This is a genomic window from Cronobacter universalis NCTC 9529 (assembly GCF_001277175.1).
In the GTDB taxonomy this organism is placed as follows: domain Bacteria; phylum Pseudomonadota; class Gammaproteobacteria; order Enterobacterales; family Enterobacteriaceae; genus Cronobacter; species Cronobacter universalis.
In genome coordinates this window covers 2331966-2348125 of record NZ_CP012257.1, presented here as the reverse complement: position 1 = coordinate 2348125, position 16160 = coordinate 2331966, and the positions used below count along the sequence as shown (strand labels likewise).

Sequence of the window (16160 nt, the reverse complement as noted above, 5' to 3'; positions counted from 1 at the left end):
CGGAGCTTATTATTTCAGTTTATCGTTGTAGGAATTAACGTGCGGGCCGGAACAGGCTCACCGGCGATACGGGAGAATAGCAACGCGCTGCTGACGTCCCCCAGTTGCCGCGTGGGGACGTTAATACCGCCGGGCGGCGGAGCGAGCAGGAAAGAGAGCGTTTCGTTGCTGTAGCCGACGACCGTCAGCGCATCCGGGATAGCGATGCCGCGCTCGGCGGCGGCGCGGTAGACGCTCATTAATTTCAGGCTGTCGGTAGCGAAGACCGCATCGGGCGGTTCGGGAAGCGCCAGCAGGCGGCGCGCCGCATCCAGCGCGCTCTCCTGGGTATAACCGCCGTCCACGATAAGCGCGGCGTCGTCAGGCCGCTGATGCCTGGCGAGGCTTGCGCGAAACCCGGCCAGCCGGTCGACCGAGACGTGATAATCCAGCGGCGCGTGCAGGCAGGCGATGCGCTGACAGCCTCTTCCGATAAGCGAATCGGTCAGCGCGATGCTGTCGTGATAATTATCGGTATCGACCGACGCGATATGCCGGTAATTCCCCGCGACATTACCGATGACCACCACCGGAATTCCGCATTCATCGAGCTTCGCGAAAAAAGTTTCATCCGCCGGCGCGCTCAGCATAATAATCCCTTTAATCATTTTCTGACGAATGCGCGTTAAACACTTCTGTAAATCATCGTCGCTATTCCGGGAGGTCTGGAGAATAACGTCGAAGCCTGTCTCTTCCGCGCGCGCCATTATCGCGTGCAGCACTTCAGAGAAAAAAGGATTACCCGCCGTGGTTTTCGTCGAGCGCGTGGAAATCACCATAATGGCGTCGAAACCGGAAGAGGTGAGCGCGCGCGCCATTTTATTCGGCTGATAATTTAACTCTTCGATGGCTTTTAACACCCGCTCGCGCGCGGCGTCGGAAATATTGGTCTGATGATTCAGCACGCGCGACACCGTCGATTTGGACACATTCGCCGCGCGGGCAATATCGTAAATGGTCGGGGACATTCCCGTGCTCCATCACATCGCTTCAACAAAATTATCTTACTGAAGCCCCGACGCACTGTCCATGCGCCACGTTTTTGTAAATCGGCGTCAGCGGCGCTTGAATCGCCGCCGTTGGGCCTTACTGTTATCATCAGAGAATATCAACGCATCGGGCAGGGAAATGATTAAACAGCTTCAGAATGAAATGCAGGCGCTGATGAACCGCAGCGTCGACAGGCATTTGCGCCTCGCCGTAACGGGGCTTAGCCGCAGCGGGAAAACCGCGTTTATCACCGCGCTGGTGAATCAGCTGCTTTCTGTGAACAGCGGAGCGCGGCTGCCGCTCTTTTCGCCGGTGCGCGAAGAGCGCCTGCTCGGCGTGCGTCGCGTGCCGCAGCAGGATATGGGCGTCGCCCGCTTTACCTATGACGAAGGGCTGGCCCAGCTCTATGGCACGCCGCCCGCCTGGCCGACGCCGACGCGCGGCGTGAGTGAAATCCGCCTCGCGCTGCGCTATCGTTCGCGCGAATCGCTGCTGCGCCACTTCAAAGATACCTCCACGCTCTATCTCGATATTGTCGATTACCCTGGCGAATGGTTGCTCGACCTGCCGATGCTGGCGCAGGACTACCTGAGCTGGTCGCGCCAGATGACGGGCCTGCTGCAGGGCGACAGAGCGGTCTGGGCGCAGCGCTGGCGCAGTTTGTGCGAAGGGCTCGATCCGCTGGCGCCGGGCGATGAAAAAAGGCTGGCGGAGATAGCGGAGGCGTGGACCGACTACCTGATGCAGTGCAAACGCGAAGGGCTGCACTTTATCCAGCCGGGCCGTTTTGTGCTGCCGGGCGATCTGGCCGGCGCGCCAGTGTTGCAGTTCTTCCCGTGGTCCGGCGTCGATGAGGTAGGCGAGACAAAACTGGCGCAGGCGGGTAAACAGACCAATATCGGGATGCTGCGCGAGCGCTACCGCTACTACTGCGAAAACGTCGTGAAAGGCTTCTACCGGGAGCACTTCGTGCGTTTCGATCGTCAGATTGTGCTGGTGGATTGTCTTCAGCCGCTCAATAGCGGGCCGCAGGCGTTTAATGATATGCGTCTCGCGCTGACGCAACTGATGCAAAGCTTTCATTACGGTCAGCGGACGCTGTTCCGCCGTCTCTTTTCCCCGGTGATCGACAAACTGCTGTTCGCCGCCACCAAAGCGGATCACGTCACGCACGATCAGCATGCGAATCTGGTATCGCTGCTCTCGCAATTGGTGCAGGAGGCGTGGCAGAACGCCGCGTTTGAAGGCATTGAGATGGACTGCATGGGCATCGCCTCGATACAGGCGACGGAAAGCGGCATGGTGGAGAGCCGCGGCGAAAGCGTGCCGGCGCTGCGCGGCAACCGCTTAAGCGACGGCGCGCCCCTGACTATTTACCCCGGCGATGTACCGGCGCGGCTGCCGGGCAGCGCATTCTGGGAGCAGCAGGGCTTTCAGTTTGAAGCGTTTCGCCCGCGCGTCATGGACGTCGACCGGCCGCTGCCGCATATCCGTCTCGACGCGGTGCTGGAATTTTTAACAGGAGATAAGCTGCGATGAGCGAGATAAAACCGCGCCGCGAATTTGACGAACCGCTGCGCCTGGAAGAGGGCCCGACGCTTCGTTCCACCCAGGCCTTTGACGAGGCGCAGGCGTTTGTGCCGGCCATGGAGGAAGAGGCGTTGACCATAGACGCGCCCGAGCGCGTCGTGGAGAACGCGCTGAAACCCCGGCGCAGCCTGTGGCGGCGTATGGTTGTCGCGGGGCTTGGCCTGTTTGGGGTGAGCGTCGTGGCGCAGGGCGTCCAGTGGGCGGCAAACGCCTGGTACACGCGCGACTGGATAGCGCTCGGCGGCTGCGTCGCCGGTGGGTTGATTGTGGCGGCAGGCGTCGGGGCGCTTGCGAGCGAATGGCGAAGGTTGTATCGCCTGCGCGAACGCGCGGAGGAGCGCGACGAGGCGCGCGAACTGCTGGCGAGCCACGGCAGCGGCAAGGCGCGCGCGTTTTGCGAAAAGCTGGCGAGCCAGGCGGGGCTGACGCAGGGGCACCCGGCGCTGGCGCGCTGGCGCGCCGCGATTCATGAAACCCACAGCGATCGCGAAGTGGTAACGCTCTACGCGCATATCGTCCAGCCGGTGCTGGATAGCCAGGCCCGCAGCGCCATCAGCCGCTCGGCGGCGGAATCGACGCTGATGATTGCGGTCAGCCCGCTGGCGCTGGTGGATATGGCGTTTATCGCCTGGCGCAACCTGCGCCTGGTCAACCGCATCGCGGCGATCTACGGCATTGAGCTTGGCTATTACAGTCGTATTCGTCTGTTTCGTCTGGTGCTGCTGAATATGGCCTTTGCGGGCGCGAGCGAGATGGTGCGCGAAGTGGGGCTCGACTGGATGTCACAGGATCTTGCCGCGCGCGTCTCCGCGCGCGTGGCGCAGGGGCTGGGCGCCGGGCTGCTGACCGCGCGTCTTGGCGTGAAGGCGATGGAGCTGTGCCGCCCGCTGCCCTGGACGGAAGACGACAAGCCGCGCCTGGGCGATTTCCGCCGCCAGCTGTTAAGTGAAGTTAAAGCCACGCTGCAAAAACAGAAGCGCGAGCGCGAAGAGTAACCCCAACGGCGTCATGCCTGCTCAGGTTTACAGCATGGCGCCGCATTTTTCCGCACTCTGTCAATTTTTGTTGACAGACCACTCCCCCGGTTGCGGCAACTGAAGTATCATCTCGCCATTCGTTGGATCAATGCGTGAAGGTGCTGCCATGCGTCTTGAAGTGTTTTGTGAAGACCGCCTCGGTCTGACCCGTGAGTTGCTCGATCTCCTGGTGCTGCGCAGTATCGATTTACGCGGTATCGAAATCGACCCGATCGGGCGAATTTATCTCAATTTCTCTACGCTGGAATTTGACGCCTTCAGCAGCCTGATGGCGGAAATCCGTCGCATTCCCGGCGTCACCGACGTGCGCACCGTGCCGTGGATGCCGTCCGAGCGCGAACACCGTTCGCTGAGCGCCCTGCTGGAAGCGCTGCCGGAGCCGGTGTTCTCGGTGGATATGAAAAGCAAAATCGAGCTGGCCAACCCGGCGAGCTGCGCGCTGTTCGGCCAGAATGAAGCGCGCCTGCGCAACCATAACGCCGCAAGTCTTATCAGCGGTTTCAACTTTCAGCGCTGGCTGGAGAGCAGTCCTGCAGAGTCGCATACCGAGCATGTGGTGATTAACGGCCAGGATTTTGTACTCGAAATCACGCCGGTGCATCTGGAAGAAGAGAGCGGCGCCAGCGTGCTGACCGGCGCCGTCGCGATGCTGCGTTCAACCGTGCGCATGGGCCGCCAGCTTCAGAACCTGACCAGCCTCGATCTCCACGCGTTCAGCCATATCATCGCGGTCAGCCCGCGCATGAAACAGGTGGTGGATCAGGCGCGCAAACTGGCGATGCTGAACGCGCCGCTGCTCATCACCGGCGACACCGGCACCGGTAAAGACTTGCTGGCGCACGCCTGCCACCTGGCCAGCCCGCGCGCCGATAAACCCTATCTGGCGCTCAACTGCGCGTCGATCCCGGAAGATGTGGTGGAGAGCGAGCTGTTCGGCCACGCGCCGGGCGCTTACGCCAACGCCCATGAGGGGAAAAAAGGCTTCTTCGAACAGGCCAGTGGCGGCTCGGTGCTGCTGGATGAAATCGGCGAGATGTCGCCGCGCATGCAGGCCAAGCTGCTGCGCTTTCTTAACGACGGCACATTCCGTCGGGTCGGCGAAGAACACGAGGTGCATGTGGATGTGCGTGTGATCTGCGCGACGCAGAAAAATCTTGTGGAGCTGGTGCAAAAAGGGGCGTTTCGCGAAGATCTTTATTACCGGCTCAATGTGCTGACGCTGAATCTGCCGCCGCTGCGCGACCGCCCGCAGGACATCATGCCGCTGACGGAGATGTTCGTGGCGCGCTTTGCCGATGAACAGGGCGTGCCGCGCCCGAAACTCGCCAGCGATCTCGGCCAGGTGCTGACCCGCTACGGCTGGCCGGGCAACGTGCGTCAGCTGAAGAACGCCATCTACCGCGCGCTCACGCAGCTTGACGGCTATGAACTGCGCCCGCAGGACATCCTGCTGCCGGATTTCGACGCCGCCGCGCTGCCAGTGGGCGAAGAGGCGATGGAAGGCTCGCTCGACGATATCACCCGCCGTTTCGAACGTTCGGTGCTGACCCAGCTTTATCGCAGCTATCCGAGTACCCGCAAGCTCGCGAAGCGACTGGGCGTCTCGCATACCGCCATCGCCAATAAGCTTCGCGAATATGGCTTAAGCCAGCGCAAGGGCGAAGAGTAACGCCGCAAACAAAAAAGCCTCCGCATGCGGAGGCTTTTTTTAAGAAGCGATTTACGCTTTCAGCGCGTCGAGCGCCGCGTCGTAGTTCGGCTCGTGGGTGATTTCATTCACCAGCTCGCTGAAGACCACGTCGTCGTTTTCGTTCAGAACCAGCACCGCGCGAGCGGTCAGACCTTTCAGCGCGCCTTCTTCGATGCCCACGCCGTATTCTTTGGCGAATTCCGGGTTACGTAGGGTGGAGAGCGTGATGACATTGCTCAGGCCTTCCGCGCCGCAGAAGCGGGACTGCGCGAACGGCAGATCGGCGGAAACGCACAGCACGACGGTGTTTTCCATGCTGGTCGCCAGCTGGTTGAATTTGCGCACGGACGCCGCGCAAACGCCGGTGTCGATGCTCGGGAAAATGTTCAGTACTTTACGCTTACCGGCAAACTGGCTCAGCGACACGTCAGACAGATCTTTTGCCACCAGGCTGAACGGCGCCGCTTTGCTGCCTGCCTGCGGGATCTGACCCACCACGGAAACCGGATTGCCCTGGAAATAGACGATTTGTGACATAGTTATCTTCCTGTTTACATATAGTTAACGTCGCCGCTAGTGTATGTGATCCCGCAGGGGATGAATATAAAAAACTGTCCCGGCAGGCTAACTTTCCAGTCGCTATACTGAGGCAAAGCCCGTTGCGAGGAAAATAATGAGAAGCGTAAAAGTGTATCAGGAAGCCTGGCCGCTCCATTCGCCGTTTGTGATCGCCCGTGGCAGCCGCAGTGAGGCGGTGGTGGTCGTGGTGGAGCTGGAAGAAGAGGGCGTCCGGGCGGTGGGCGAATGCACGCCGTATCCGCGCTACGGCGAAAGCGTGGCCTCGGTGATGGCGCAAATCATGACCGTCGTGCCGCAGCTCGAAGCCGGGCTCGATCGCGCCGGATTGCAGAAATTGCTGCCGGCGGGTGCCGCGCGCAACGCCATCGACTGCGCTCTCTGGGATCTCGACGCGCGCCGCGCGGGCGAGACGCTGGAGTCGTTTTTACAGGTCACGCTGCCGGACCAGCACACCACCGCCCAGACCGTGGTGTTAGGCGCGCCGGAGCAGATGGCGGGTAACGCCGCGCTGCTGTGGGAGAAGGGCGCAAGGCTGCTGAAAATCAAACTCGACGACACCTTTATTACCGAGCGGATGGTGGCCATTCGCGGGGCGGTGCCGGACGCGACCCTTATTGTGGATGCCAACGAATCCTGGCATGCGGAAGGACTGGCCGCGCGCTGTCAGCTGCTGGCGGATCTCGGCGTGCAGATGCTGGAACAGCCGCTGCCGGCGTCTGACGATCGCGCGCTCGAAAACTTTATTCACCCGCTGCCCATCTGCGCCGATGAGAGCTGCCACACGCGCGGCAGTCTGAAGACGCTCGCCGGACGCTATGAGATGATTAACATCAAGCTCGATAAAACCGGCGGTCTGACCGAGGCGCTGGCGCTGGCCCGTCAGGCGACAGAGGACGGATTCGGGCTGATGCTCGGCTGTATGCTCTGTACCTCACGCGCCATCGGCGCCGCGCTGCCGCTGATCCCGCAAATGCGCTTTACCGATCTCGACGGCCCCACCTGGCTTGCGGTGGATGTCGAGCCCGCCTTACGCTTTACGCCTGGTCAGCTCTATCTCTATTCTGACGTCGGGCCTCAGCTCTCATCGTCATAGTGCAGCAGCGCGGTCATCGCCGCCAGATAACGCTCGGTGGCGTCGTCGGCGGAGATGGCCGGAAACTCGGCGGTAACGCAGGTTAACCCCAGATCGGCGCACCAGCTGCCGAACGAGCCCGGCGTCTCGTAACCGACGCTGGTGACGTGCGGCAGGCCGAACGCGTCGGCGAGCCAGCGGCCGAGCGGCGTCTGCTGCGGATCGTCAATACAGCCTAACGGATCGTGAAACGACACCACCCAGGCGGGTTTTAGCTGATGAATTAACTGGCACAGCGCGGCGGTTTCCGGCTCCGAGCCCGGCTTTTCCCCGGTGGAGAGCGTCACGTCGCGCGCATCTGCCGCGCTGTTCCAGCGATAGACGGTTTCGCCCGGTTGCCAGTTGGCCGCCGGAAAATTGCGGTTGAGATCGACCCCGCGGGCGTTGGCGCGCAGGCCGAGCTGGCAACCGTCCGGGTTGACCGCCAGCACCACATGATGCCGCCGGTGCGCCGGCTCCAGCGTGCGCAGCGCGCAGGAGAGGGTCACCAGCGCCGCGTTCTCATCCCCGTGAGTACCGGCGATGATAAGCCCTGGCGCGCGCTGCGCCTCCGGTGCCGGGAACCAGAGCAGCGGCGCGCCGAGCGCCGATTCGCCATAGCGCCTGGCATCGTCAGGTAAAGCGCCGCGCCGGGCGCGGGGTCGAAGCGTATTCATAGGGGGCCGCCGTCAAAGGGAGATAACAGGAGTGTTGACGACATTTCGCCGAAATTCAACAGCCTGACAGTCATCGGCGCGTTGCGCGTTATGTAAACGTTCAGGCATTAACGCTTTGATCTGACGCCGGGTAAGCGCGCAAAATCGCGGCCAGTGGTTTGCAATTTATATTCATCCAACAAATAATTCCCCGACAGCGCCCGGAGAGCGGTTCGGCGCGGGACCACGAGAACGAGGACCTCATGAAAATTCCTGTAAGCTTTACCCTGAGCGCATTATGGGTCGCGAGCGCGCTGACCGGCGCGTTTGCCGCCGACGTGCCGCCCGGCACGGCGCTTGCCGAACGCCAGACGCTGGTGCGCCACCTGAAAGACGAGCCCGCCTCGCTGGATCCGGCGAAAGCGGTAGGTCTGCCGGAGATTCAGGTGTTGCGCGATCTCTTTGAAGGGCTGGTTAACCAGAATGAAAAAGGCGAGCTGGTGCCGGGTGTCGCCACGCAGTGGCAGACCAACGACAACCGCATCTGGACATTTACGCTTCGCGACGACGCGAAGTGGTCCGACGGCACCCCTGTGACGGCGCAGGATTTCGTCTACAGCTGGCAGCGCATGGTCGACCCGAAAACCACCTCGCCGTTCGCCTGGTTCTTTGCGCTGGCGGGCATCTCGAACGCACAGGCGATTATCGACGGTAAACAAGCGCCGGCAGCGCTCGGCGTGAGCGCGCCGGATGCGCATACGCTGAAAGTGACGCTGGATAAACCGCTGCCGTGGTTCCCGGCGCTTGCCGCCAACGCGGCGCTCTACCCGGTGCAAAAAGCGAACGTGGAGCAGGGCGGCGAGTGGACGCGCCCCGGCAAGCTGGTGGGCAACGGCGCGTTTGTGCTGAAAGACCGCGTGGTCAACGAAAAGCTGGTGCTGACGCCCAATACGCACTACTGGGATAACGCGAAAACCGTGCTGACGCAGGTAACGTTTTTGCCGGTGAACCAGGAGTCCGCCGCCACCAAGCGTTATCTGGCGAATGATATCGACATCACCGAATCCTTCCCGAAAAACCTCTATCAGAAGCTGAAAAAAGAGATCCCCGATCAGGTCTTTACGCCGCCGCAGCTGGGCACTTATTACTACGCCTTTAACACGCAGAAAGGCCCGACGGCGGACCCGCGCGTGCGTCTGGCGCTCAGCATGACCATCGACCGCCGTCTGATGGCCGAAAAAGTGCTCGGCACCGGCGAGAAACCGGCCTGGCGTTTTACGCCGGACGTGACCGCAGGCTTTACGCCCGCGCAGTCGGAGTGGGAGCAGATGAGCCAGCAGGAGTTAAACGCGCAGGCGAAAACGCTGCTTCAGGCGGCGGGTTATGGCCCGGCGCGTCCGCTCAACCTGACGCTGCTCTATAACACCTCTGAAAACCACCAGAAAATCGCCATCGCCGTGGCGTCGATGTGGAAAAAGAATCTGGGCGTGGAGGTGAAGCTGAAAAACCAGGAGTGGAAAACCTATATCGACAGCCGCAATACCGGTAATTTCGATGTGATCCGCGCCTCCTGGGTGGGAGATTATAACGAGCCGTCAACCTTTCTTTCGCTGCTGACCTCCACCCACAGCGGAAATATCGCGCGCTTTAAAAACCCGGATTATGACAAAGTGCTGCAACAGGCCGCACAGGAGAATTCCGCCAAAGCGCGCAATAGCGATTACAATAGCGCCGAGAGAATTATCTCAACTCAGGCGCCCATCGCGCCGATTTATCAGTATACCAATGGGCGGTTAATTAAACCGTGGCTGAAAGGTTATCCGATTAATAATCCGGAAGATGTGGCGTACAGCCGCACCATGTATATTCTTAAGCACTGATGTTTTCCGGCGCCTGCCGTCATGGCGGCGCCGGAAATAGCCGCTTTGCCCTTAACGCAAAATTATTTTTCCCCTTCCGGGTGGATCAGTGCGAGCTCCTGCACGCGGCGCTGGTTCATATTAATGACGCAGCTTAACGCGTGGGCCGCAAGCCAGGGCGTACCCGCGGCCGAGGCGCTCGCCGCCGTACAGAAGGCGTCCCTGGCGTCGGTCCACTGCTGCTGGCTGACCTTCAGCGCCTCCACCATCTGGGTACGCCGCGCCTCATCGCCCTGCGGCCAGCGGGTATAGTCGAAGTTCTGCAACTCCGTCACTTTGGCGTTAAACGCCTGCTTAAGCTGGTTATCGGACTCCAGCCCCGCCGCTTCCAGGCACTCACCGCTGTTTTCGCCTGCCTGCTGGCTACAGGCGTCCGCCGCCGCGCTGCGCGTAATCTCATCCGCCTGCGCGCAGAGCGGGCTTAACGCCAGCGCCAGCAGCGCGGATTTCAGAAAGTATTTCACGGACATGTATTCCTGTTATTTAAAATAAAAAGACGCTGGCACGTCGGCTCCGGGCGGCGTGTCGGTGTGAGATTGAACCATGCCTGTCAGGAAAATACTATGCGAAACGGCTTAACGATCAGTGCTGCTGGAACGGGCAGTAGAGGAGTTTGCATTTACTGCGGTAAACGCACCGGCTTACGCTCTGCTGAAGGTTGCCGGCGCAGTGGTTATTGCTGTGGAGAATGGTTTGCCAGAACCGGGTATTATAATAGAGGGTGCGGTAGAGACTGAGCTGAACAGGAAAGTTATTCACAGCCATCGCATCGCCGTTAATTGAGATCGTATCGCCTGGCGATAAATAATACGTGGCTTTATACCAAAGGATTAGTTTAATATTATGTTGCGAAGAAATTAAGGTAAATACAGAATTGGTGTTGGTGCTTACTATTGAATCAACCACCCGCCAGTTCATTTTCCTCTCCATATTCATTTTATATGCTTAATTAACGTACGCATCGGGTCAGCGATGCAAGTGTTTCAATTGTAACGTGAGAAAAGTAAGTTTTTTGGAAGGAACGCGAGGGAATGACAGGGAGAGTAAAGAAATATTATATATGCTAAACAATTATTGCTGATTTTTCATTCTAAATGGCTAATGGCGCTAATAATCACTATTGGTTTAAATTTCTATTGAAATAGTCACGTAAGCACAATAATAAAAAATATAAGCACATTCCCGATAGTATTTCTGTAAAACCGAAATCAGCGCCGATTTGCATATCTACCGGCAAGTGACTGCATAAAAATTCATTCCGACCGTGGGAAGAGGATTGTGAAAAAAATTTAACTTAAGTCAGGGTATCGATTGCGCAAAAAACAACCGCTAACGGAGGGCGGTGGCCGGGGATACCGCCCGCCAGCGGCACACCGAGCCGCCTTCACATTCAGAGCGCGCTGAGCTGGCGGTAAAGCGGGCCCGCGTTTTTATCAAGCTGCGGAAACAGGCTTTGCGGCCAGAGATCGGCAAGGGTATCCTTGTAAGCCAGCGCAACAAACTTATCGGGCTGGTTGACGCTGTAGCTGAAGCTGGAAAACGTGGTGGCGGCTTTTACTTCCACATCCGCAAGTTGCGGCGCCGCGCCGTCGTTAATGCGCCAGACATACAGGAGCTCCACGTCACGGATACTCATTTCGCTCATGACGCGGGCGATATCGTCGCGGTGGGCTGCGCGCCAGCGCGCTGTGGTGTTCTGTTCGACCATCTGGTTGCTGTGCACGCGGAACTTGTCGGTCAGCTTAGCCAGCTCAGGCGCGGGTAGCTTACAGGAATAGAGCACGACATCGCGCCCACCCGCATCTTCGAAGCTGCGCCAGGCGCCCTGTACGCAGTCGGTGCGCGACTCAAAGACCTGACCGACTGAACTCTCCCCGATGCTGAGGGATTTGACCTGGTCGATGCTGTCCGAATGACACCCTTGCAATAAAAACACTGCCCCGACAACTGCCAGAAGGCCGGACCGCTTCATATCACTCTCCCTTTGCCTGTCAGCGCGATGGCACGCACCCTCGCTTCAGGTGTGATGGTTGGCTGGTGTGGCGTAGCAGGCGCCAGCCGCAGGTTACTGCTTTCATGCATATCAGTTATCGGCCGCGTTTCGTATCGCTTTAATTTTATTGGTGAACTCGCTTAAGCTTGTCACAGGACGTCCACAGGAACAACGGGCGTGGGCTACACTTACAGGGTCTGAGTCACTCGGGGAGCCGATATGCCTTCTATCCAGCTGCATCTGAAAGACCGCCCGGAAGTGGATTTTACCGCCAGCTACAGCGTGAGTGAACCCGATACCGTTACCGGGGAGACGGTAAAAACGTTCGAAATTGATAAATCGCAGGAGATAAGCGGTTTTACTGCGCTGCGTCAGGGGGAACGCGTGTATTTTGTACTGCCCAGCGGGGAGGCGCAGGAGGTGTTTCTCACCGACGACACGGGGGAAAACTATATATTCAGCAGTCGGCAAAAATAGGTCGCTGCTTTTACCACCGTCTGAACGACAAAAAAGGAGAGCGTTGCGCTCTCCTTTATATTCCCTGATGGTCAATTCGTCTGAAGCATTGCCTTTGACATTACGCTTCAGGGATACAGGCTATGAGGATCGTCCGCCGCCGTGGCTGTTTTCACCACCTTTACGTCCGGCTTCAGAGGCGCGCTCGCGGTCATTTTTAAAGTTACCCCCGCTCTGCTGGCCGCCTTTGTGGCCTGCTTCTGCGGCGCGATCCGGATCATTTTTAAAATTACCGCTACTGTGCTGACCGCCTTTCTGGCCTGCTTCGGAAGCGCGCTGACGATCTTCTGCGAAATTACCTGAACCACCTCGATGCTGAGTCATAGGTTTCTCCTCATGTTGTTGGTCGTACTTATTACAGCAGTGCGTGACTGCTATCGAAAAGGTATTGATAACTGTAGGCAAGGTATTTCCATGCTGCAAGTCTGTGAAGCAATAAAATAAGGTGTGAACAGGAAATGCCTGTTTTTATGGTAAATTAAAGGGGCTTTTTCAGGTCTGTTTTTATTTATTTGCGCTTCGCTTGTTTTATTATTTTATCGTCCATGACGAAACGGCAGTGTGATTATTAACCGTTATATTTCCGTGAAGGGAAAAATTAATATTCTGAAGATTGATGTAATATTTCGTCATATTTCACAGGAAAGCAGAATGTAATGATTAACAGAACAGAAAACGTGCGCTGGCGGCTTCTCATGCCCGCCAGGAAGGCGGCATCGCAGAGGTGACATGGCGTGACGAGAAGAGGCGTCCAGGGACGGGCAGTAAAGGGGGTTCATCCGTGAACCCTGTTTCCCTGGTGATGGCAAAGTGTGCCTTAGTGGATCGCTAAGGTCTGCAAATAAGCGTAGACGGGAAATATTCCGGCATAACATTATTTTTCTGTTTAAGCCATGCTGATCGCGTATTACAGGAAGCCAGGAGTCGGGAGTGTGTATTAATACACTGACTTGCTTACCAAATAATTAATAATAAACCGCAGAAACAAACAGGTTATTATGCCGCTAAAATAAAAGGCGCAGATAATGTTTTCCGGCGCGCCAGCACACCGGAAAACACGCTTTATATCCACTGCGCGATATATTCCGGCTCCACCGGGCGCGAGAAAAAATAACCCTGCGCTTCATCGCAGCCGAACTCCAGCAGCAGGCGCGCGGTTTCGGCATCTTCCACGCCTTCGGCCAGCACCACGTAATCCAGCTCTTTCAGCATCTGGATTACGTTACGGACAATAATCTGGCTGCTGCGCTCCTGCGCGATACTGGAGGTGAGCGATCGGTCGAGCTTGATAATGTCGATAGGAATGCGACGCAGGTAGTTGATGTTGCTGTAGCCTGCGCCGAAGTCGTCCAGCAGGATTTTAAAGCCGCGCAGCTTGAGCATATCCATTTCGCAAAGCGCGGTTTCGCTCTCCAGCGCCTTTTCCGTCTCCAGGCATTCGATACGAATGTCGTTCGTCGAGAGCCCGGCGCGCAGCACACGCGCTTCCAGCGCGTCCGCGAAACCGGCGCGCGAGAGATCGCTGACGCTGATATTGACCGACAAGGGCAACGTAATACCCTGTTTACGCCACTGTTGCAGTTGCTGCAGCGCGGCGTCGATCACCCACTGGGTAATTTCTTCCATCAGGCTGGTGTTTTGCGCCAGCGGAATAAACACGCCTGGTGGAATATCGCCGCGCGTCGGATGGCGCCAGCGCAGCAGCGCTTCCGCGCCGACCGCGCGGTTAGTGCTGAGCTTGATTTTCGGCTGGTACATCAGATAGAGCCCGCGGTTTTTGGCGATGCTCTCGCTGAGGTCGTGCAGCAACTGGAAATCGACGTTGCGCTTCTCATCGCGCTCAGGATCAAACACCATATGGCGCTTGTTAAGCCAGATGGCTTCATGCACCGCGCTGATGGCGCGACGCAGCGCCTCGTTGGGCGTCGTTTTCTCCGGCTGCCAGCCCACTTCCCCCGCAAAGATATTGAGCCGAATGTTGATGCCCTGGAGCATTCGCGCATTCACCAGCGGCAGCACCGCGGCATTGCGGCGTATGGCTTTCTGGTTGCGCGTTTTCAGCAGGAGCGCGTAGCGGCCTGTCGCCACGTTATAGAGCACGGTGTCGCTTTTCAGCCGCAGCTTCATGCGCAGCAACGGGCCGAGATCGTTTAGCAGCGTCTCCAGCGCCGGCATACCGAGCGAGCGCGCCAGCTCATAGGCCGTCGGCATGTCGATGCAGTCGAAAATCATCAGCGTATAGCGTTCGATGCTGCCGCTCGCGGAAAGCCGCTCCATATCGGCCAACAGTTTCTGGCGATTGGGCAGGCGGGTCACCGGATCTAAAAAGCCGACCGCGTTTAATGTCTCAAGCCAGGCGCCGGTCAGTCCGGCGATAAGCGAGAGCGTGCGGGCGCGTTCATCGTTAAATGGCTGCGCCACGGTATCCGTCATACCAATGGTGCCGGTCAGGCTGCCGTCGCGCGTGCGTAGCGGCGCCAGCGCGTAAAACCGTACATCAGACGAGGAGGCCGCCAGCGGATGCTGACGCGCCTGGTCATCCAGCGTCGTATCGCAACACCAGACAGGCGCATCGTCTTCGCATAATGTCTGCGTGAGTACGGCGGCGTCGACCTGAAGCGGTTCAGGGTGCGCGAGATGCACCGGCAGTCCCGCTTTATCCACCACGGCGATAAAACAGCCTGGGATGCCGAGCGCGAGGCTGGCGAGCCTCGCGAATTGCAGCAGTACCGGGTCCTGATGCCCGTGATTTCCCCGGAGCATATCCAGGGCTGCCATGCGTCTGGCATCTTTTCTGTCGATGTGGCTGAACATAGTGGGTGCTACCTTTAAGCACGGCTTCTTTTACGGCGCGAACGCCTCGGGCTTTTACTGTCAACGCGGGCGTTGGGTTATCTGCATCATCGGCAAGGGGACGCGGAGCTTTAACGCTATGCGCGGGTTCGCCTGAATATTTCAGCGGGCGCGGCGTGACGGGGCGAGGATAACGCGCCCGGCGAAGCCCGCGTCAGGCGCAGGTCAGAAATAGCGGCGCGCTGGCCACTTCATACAGGCGAAACACCACCAGGCGATGATATTCAGGCCTGGCAGCGTCAGCAGCAACGCCATCGACCAGCCGAAGCCCGCGCGTCTGGCTATCTTGTAAGAAGGGATAAAAATCAGCAGCCAGACCGTAAAGGCCAGCGCCAGCGTGGGTATTCCAGGCAGCATAACGTTCTTCCCCGTCCATTTTCAGAAGGTTATCGGCAGAGCAGGGGAGAAGTTGAGAATTTTCTGAAAGTGCTCAGCGAACGGCCAGCACCGTCAACGGCGCGCGCAGCATGGTGAAAATCTGAAACTGGCTGGCGTCCGAGACGTCGCGCAGCACATCGCCGTTGCGGTATACCAGGCTTTTGACATGGCCGAGCTGACGCCAGACCACAATCGCGGAGGCGATAAGCGAACAGTTCCGCTCCGTCTGAATACATTCCAGCGTGGCGTACTGGGTTTCATCCAGTTGATTAATAAAGACCTGAAGCGCATCCGCAGGGATAATGGCTTTAATGTCATCAAGCATAACGTCGCTGACGGCGTGGGAAAGACGTAACGTAACGCGCGTGGTTCTCATTGCGGCAGATCGGCCCTGAATTGTAAAATTTATGTGTGAGTTGACGTTAACACATCACGCGCGGATTTGATTCATCCTTGTTAGCAGCAGGGATATGGTGAGGCAGATCAAGTTTTTCTGCGCGGCGGCCTTCTGTGATACTTGATCTGCGTCATAAAAAATCGCATATTGCGACCGCATTCTCAGTATGGATACGCCATCATGACGCTCTATCAACATATGCTCGTGTTTTACGCCGTTATGGCGGCAATCGCGGCGCTCATCACCTTTTTCATCGCGAAAGACAAAACCAGCATTAAGCTGCTTTGCGCGACGCTTATCGGCGCGACCTGGCCGATGAGTTTCCCTGTCGCCCTGCTGGTGGCGCTGTTTTAATCCGCAACCGAATCGCTCCGGCTTGAAATTCCTGCGCAATGTATCACCATAAAGCCAG

The 16160-nt window shown here is 58.2% G+C and carries 17 protein-coding genes; 7 read left to right on the top strand and 10 right to left on the bottom strand.

Annotated elements, in window-relative coordinates; all coding sequences use genetic code 11:
* Window positions 1-14 precede the first annotated feature (14 nt).
* Complete coding sequence (locus AFK65_RS10830; RefSeq protein WP_038857068.1) at window positions 15-1007, bottom strand: LacI family DNA-binding transcriptional regulator; 993 nt, start codon at window positions 1005-1007, stop codon at window positions 15-17.
* A 163-nt stretch (window positions 1008-1170) separates the two neighbouring features.
* Between AFK65_RS10830 and AFK65_RS10825 the strand changes: the two genes are divergently transcribed.
* The 3 genes from AFK65_RS10825 to tyrR all read left to right on the top strand — a co-directional run bounded on the left by AFK65_RS10825 (window position 1171) and on the right by tyrR (window position 5325).
* Window positions 1171-2568 (top strand): YcjX family GTP-binding protein, encoded by a 1398-nt coding sequence (locus AFK65_RS10825; protein ID WP_038857166.1) that lies wholly within the window; start codon window positions 1171-1173, stop codon window positions 2566-2568.
* Window positions 2565-3614: a YcjF family protein gene (locus tag AFK65_RS10820; protein ID WP_038857069.1), complete on the top strand. Its 1050-nt coding sequence runs from the start codon at window positions 2565-2567 to the stop codon at window positions 3612-3614. The genes AFK65_RS10825 and AFK65_RS10820 overlap by 4 nt, the downstream gene beginning before the upstream one ends.
* A 148-nt stretch (window positions 3615-3762) precedes the next feature.
* Window positions 3763-5325 carry a transcriptional regulator TyrR gene (gene tyrR, locus AFK65_RS10815; RefSeq protein WP_007698198.1) on the top strand — a complete coding sequence of 521 codons (1563 nt, stop codon included), beginning with the start codon at window positions 3763-3765 and terminating at the stop codon, window positions 5323-5325.
* A 51-nt stretch (window positions 5326-5376) separates the two neighbouring features.
* Here the strand turns inward: tyrR and tpx are convergent, their stop codons facing one another.
* Window positions 5377-5883 carry a thiol peroxidase gene (tpx, locus tag AFK65_RS10810; RefSeq protein WP_007698195.1) on the bottom strand — a complete coding sequence of 169 codons (507 nt, stop codon included), beginning with the start codon at window positions 5881-5883 and terminating at the stop codon, window positions 5377-5379.
* Window positions 5884-6019: 136 nt separating this feature from the next.
* Between tpx and ycjG the strand changes: the two genes are divergently transcribed.
* Window positions 6020-7018 carry an L-Ala-D/L-Glu epimerase gene (gene ycjG / locus AFK65_RS10805; RefSeq protein ID WP_038857070.1) on the top strand — a complete coding sequence of 333 codons (999 nt, stop codon included), beginning with the start codon at window positions 6020-6022 and terminating at the stop codon, window positions 7016-7018.
* Here ycjG and mpaA read toward each other — a convergent pair.
* Window positions 7000-7713, bottom strand: a complete 714-nt coding sequence (gene mpaA, locus AFK65_RS10800; protein ID WP_007698189.1) for a murein tripeptide amidase MpaA — start codon at window positions 7711-7713, stop codon at window positions 7000-7002. The two genes, ycjG and mpaA, sit on opposite strands and share 19 nt — an antisense overlap.
* Window positions 7714-7955: 242 nt before the next feature.
* On the opposite strand from mpaA, the gene AFK65_RS10795 reads away from it, so the two are divergent.
* Window positions 7956-9572, top strand: coding sequence for a peptide ABC transporter substrate-binding protein (locus tag AFK65_RS10795; protein WP_038857072.1), 1617 nt, complete (start codon window positions 7956-7958; stop codon window positions 9570-9572).
* 62 nt (window positions 9573-9634) lie between these two features.
* On the opposite strand, the gene AFK65_RS10790 is transcribed toward AFK65_RS10795, so the two are convergent.
* From AFK65_RS10790 to AFK65_RS10780, 3 genes are all read right to left on the bottom strand, one after another.
* Window positions 9635-10081: a lysozyme inhibitor LprI family protein gene (locus AFK65_RS10790; protein ID WP_007698180.1), complete on the bottom strand. Its 447-nt coding sequence runs from the start codon at window positions 10079-10081 to the stop codon at window positions 9635-9637.
* A 112-nt stretch (window positions 10082-10193) separates the two neighbouring features.
* Window positions 10194-10529, bottom strand: a complete 336-nt coding sequence (iraM, locus tag AFK65_RS10785) for an anti-adapter protein IraM (protein ID WP_172461545.1) — start codon at window positions 10527-10529, stop codon at window positions 10194-10196.
* Window positions 10530-11001: 472 nt separating this feature from the next.
* Window positions 11002-11583 (bottom strand): hypothetical protein, encoded by a 582-nt coding sequence (locus tag AFK65_RS10780; RefSeq protein WP_038857074.1) that lies wholly within the window; start codon window positions 11581-11583, stop codon window positions 11002-11004.
* Between the two features lie 240 nt (window positions 11584-11823).
* On the opposite strand from AFK65_RS10780, the gene AFK65_RS10775 reads away from it, so the two are divergent.
* Window positions 11824-12081, top strand: coding sequence for a hypothetical protein (locus AFK65_RS10775; RefSeq protein ID WP_007698169.1), 258 nt, complete (start codon window positions 11824-11826; stop codon window positions 12079-12081).
* A gap of 120 nt (window positions 12082-12201) precedes the next feature.
* Here the strand turns inward: AFK65_RS10775 and AFK65_RS21045 are convergent, their stop codons facing one another.
* The 4 genes from AFK65_RS21045 to AFK65_RS10755 form a co-directional block, all read right to left on the bottom strand.
* The gene (locus AFK65_RS21045) at window positions 12202-12444 is read right to left on the bottom strand and encodes a con-10 family general stress protein (protein WP_071602511.1); all 243 of its coding nucleotides are present in this window, start codon (window positions 12442-12444) and stop codon (window positions 12202-12204) included.
* A 738-nt stretch (window positions 12445-13182) separates the two neighbouring features.
* Complete coding sequence (locus tag AFK65_RS10765; protein ID WP_038857081.1) at window positions 13183-14934, bottom strand: GGDEF domain-containing phosphodiesterase; 1752 nt, start codon at window positions 14932-14934, stop codon at window positions 13183-13185.
* A gap of 204 nt (window positions 14935-15138) precedes the next feature.
* Complete coding sequence (locus AFK65_RS10760) at window positions 15139-15330, bottom strand: hypothetical protein (RefSeq protein ID WP_007698157.1); 192 nt, start codon at window positions 15328-15330, stop codon at window positions 15139-15141.
* 73 nt (window positions 15331-15403) lie between these two features.
* Complete coding sequence (locus tag AFK65_RS10755) at window positions 15404-15727, bottom strand: hypothetical protein (RefSeq protein ID WP_007698154.1); 324 nt, start codon at window positions 15725-15727, stop codon at window positions 15404-15406.
* 201 nt (window positions 15728-15928) lie between these two features.
* Here AFK65_RS10755 and AFK65_RS21040 point away from each other — a divergent pair, with 201 nt between their 5' ends.
* Entirely contained in the window at window positions 15929-16102 is a 174-nt protein-coding gene (locus tag AFK65_RS21040; RefSeq protein WP_004387319.1) for a GhoT/OrtT family toxin, read from the top strand.
* The last annotated feature ends 58 nt before the right edge of the window (window positions 16103-16160 follow it).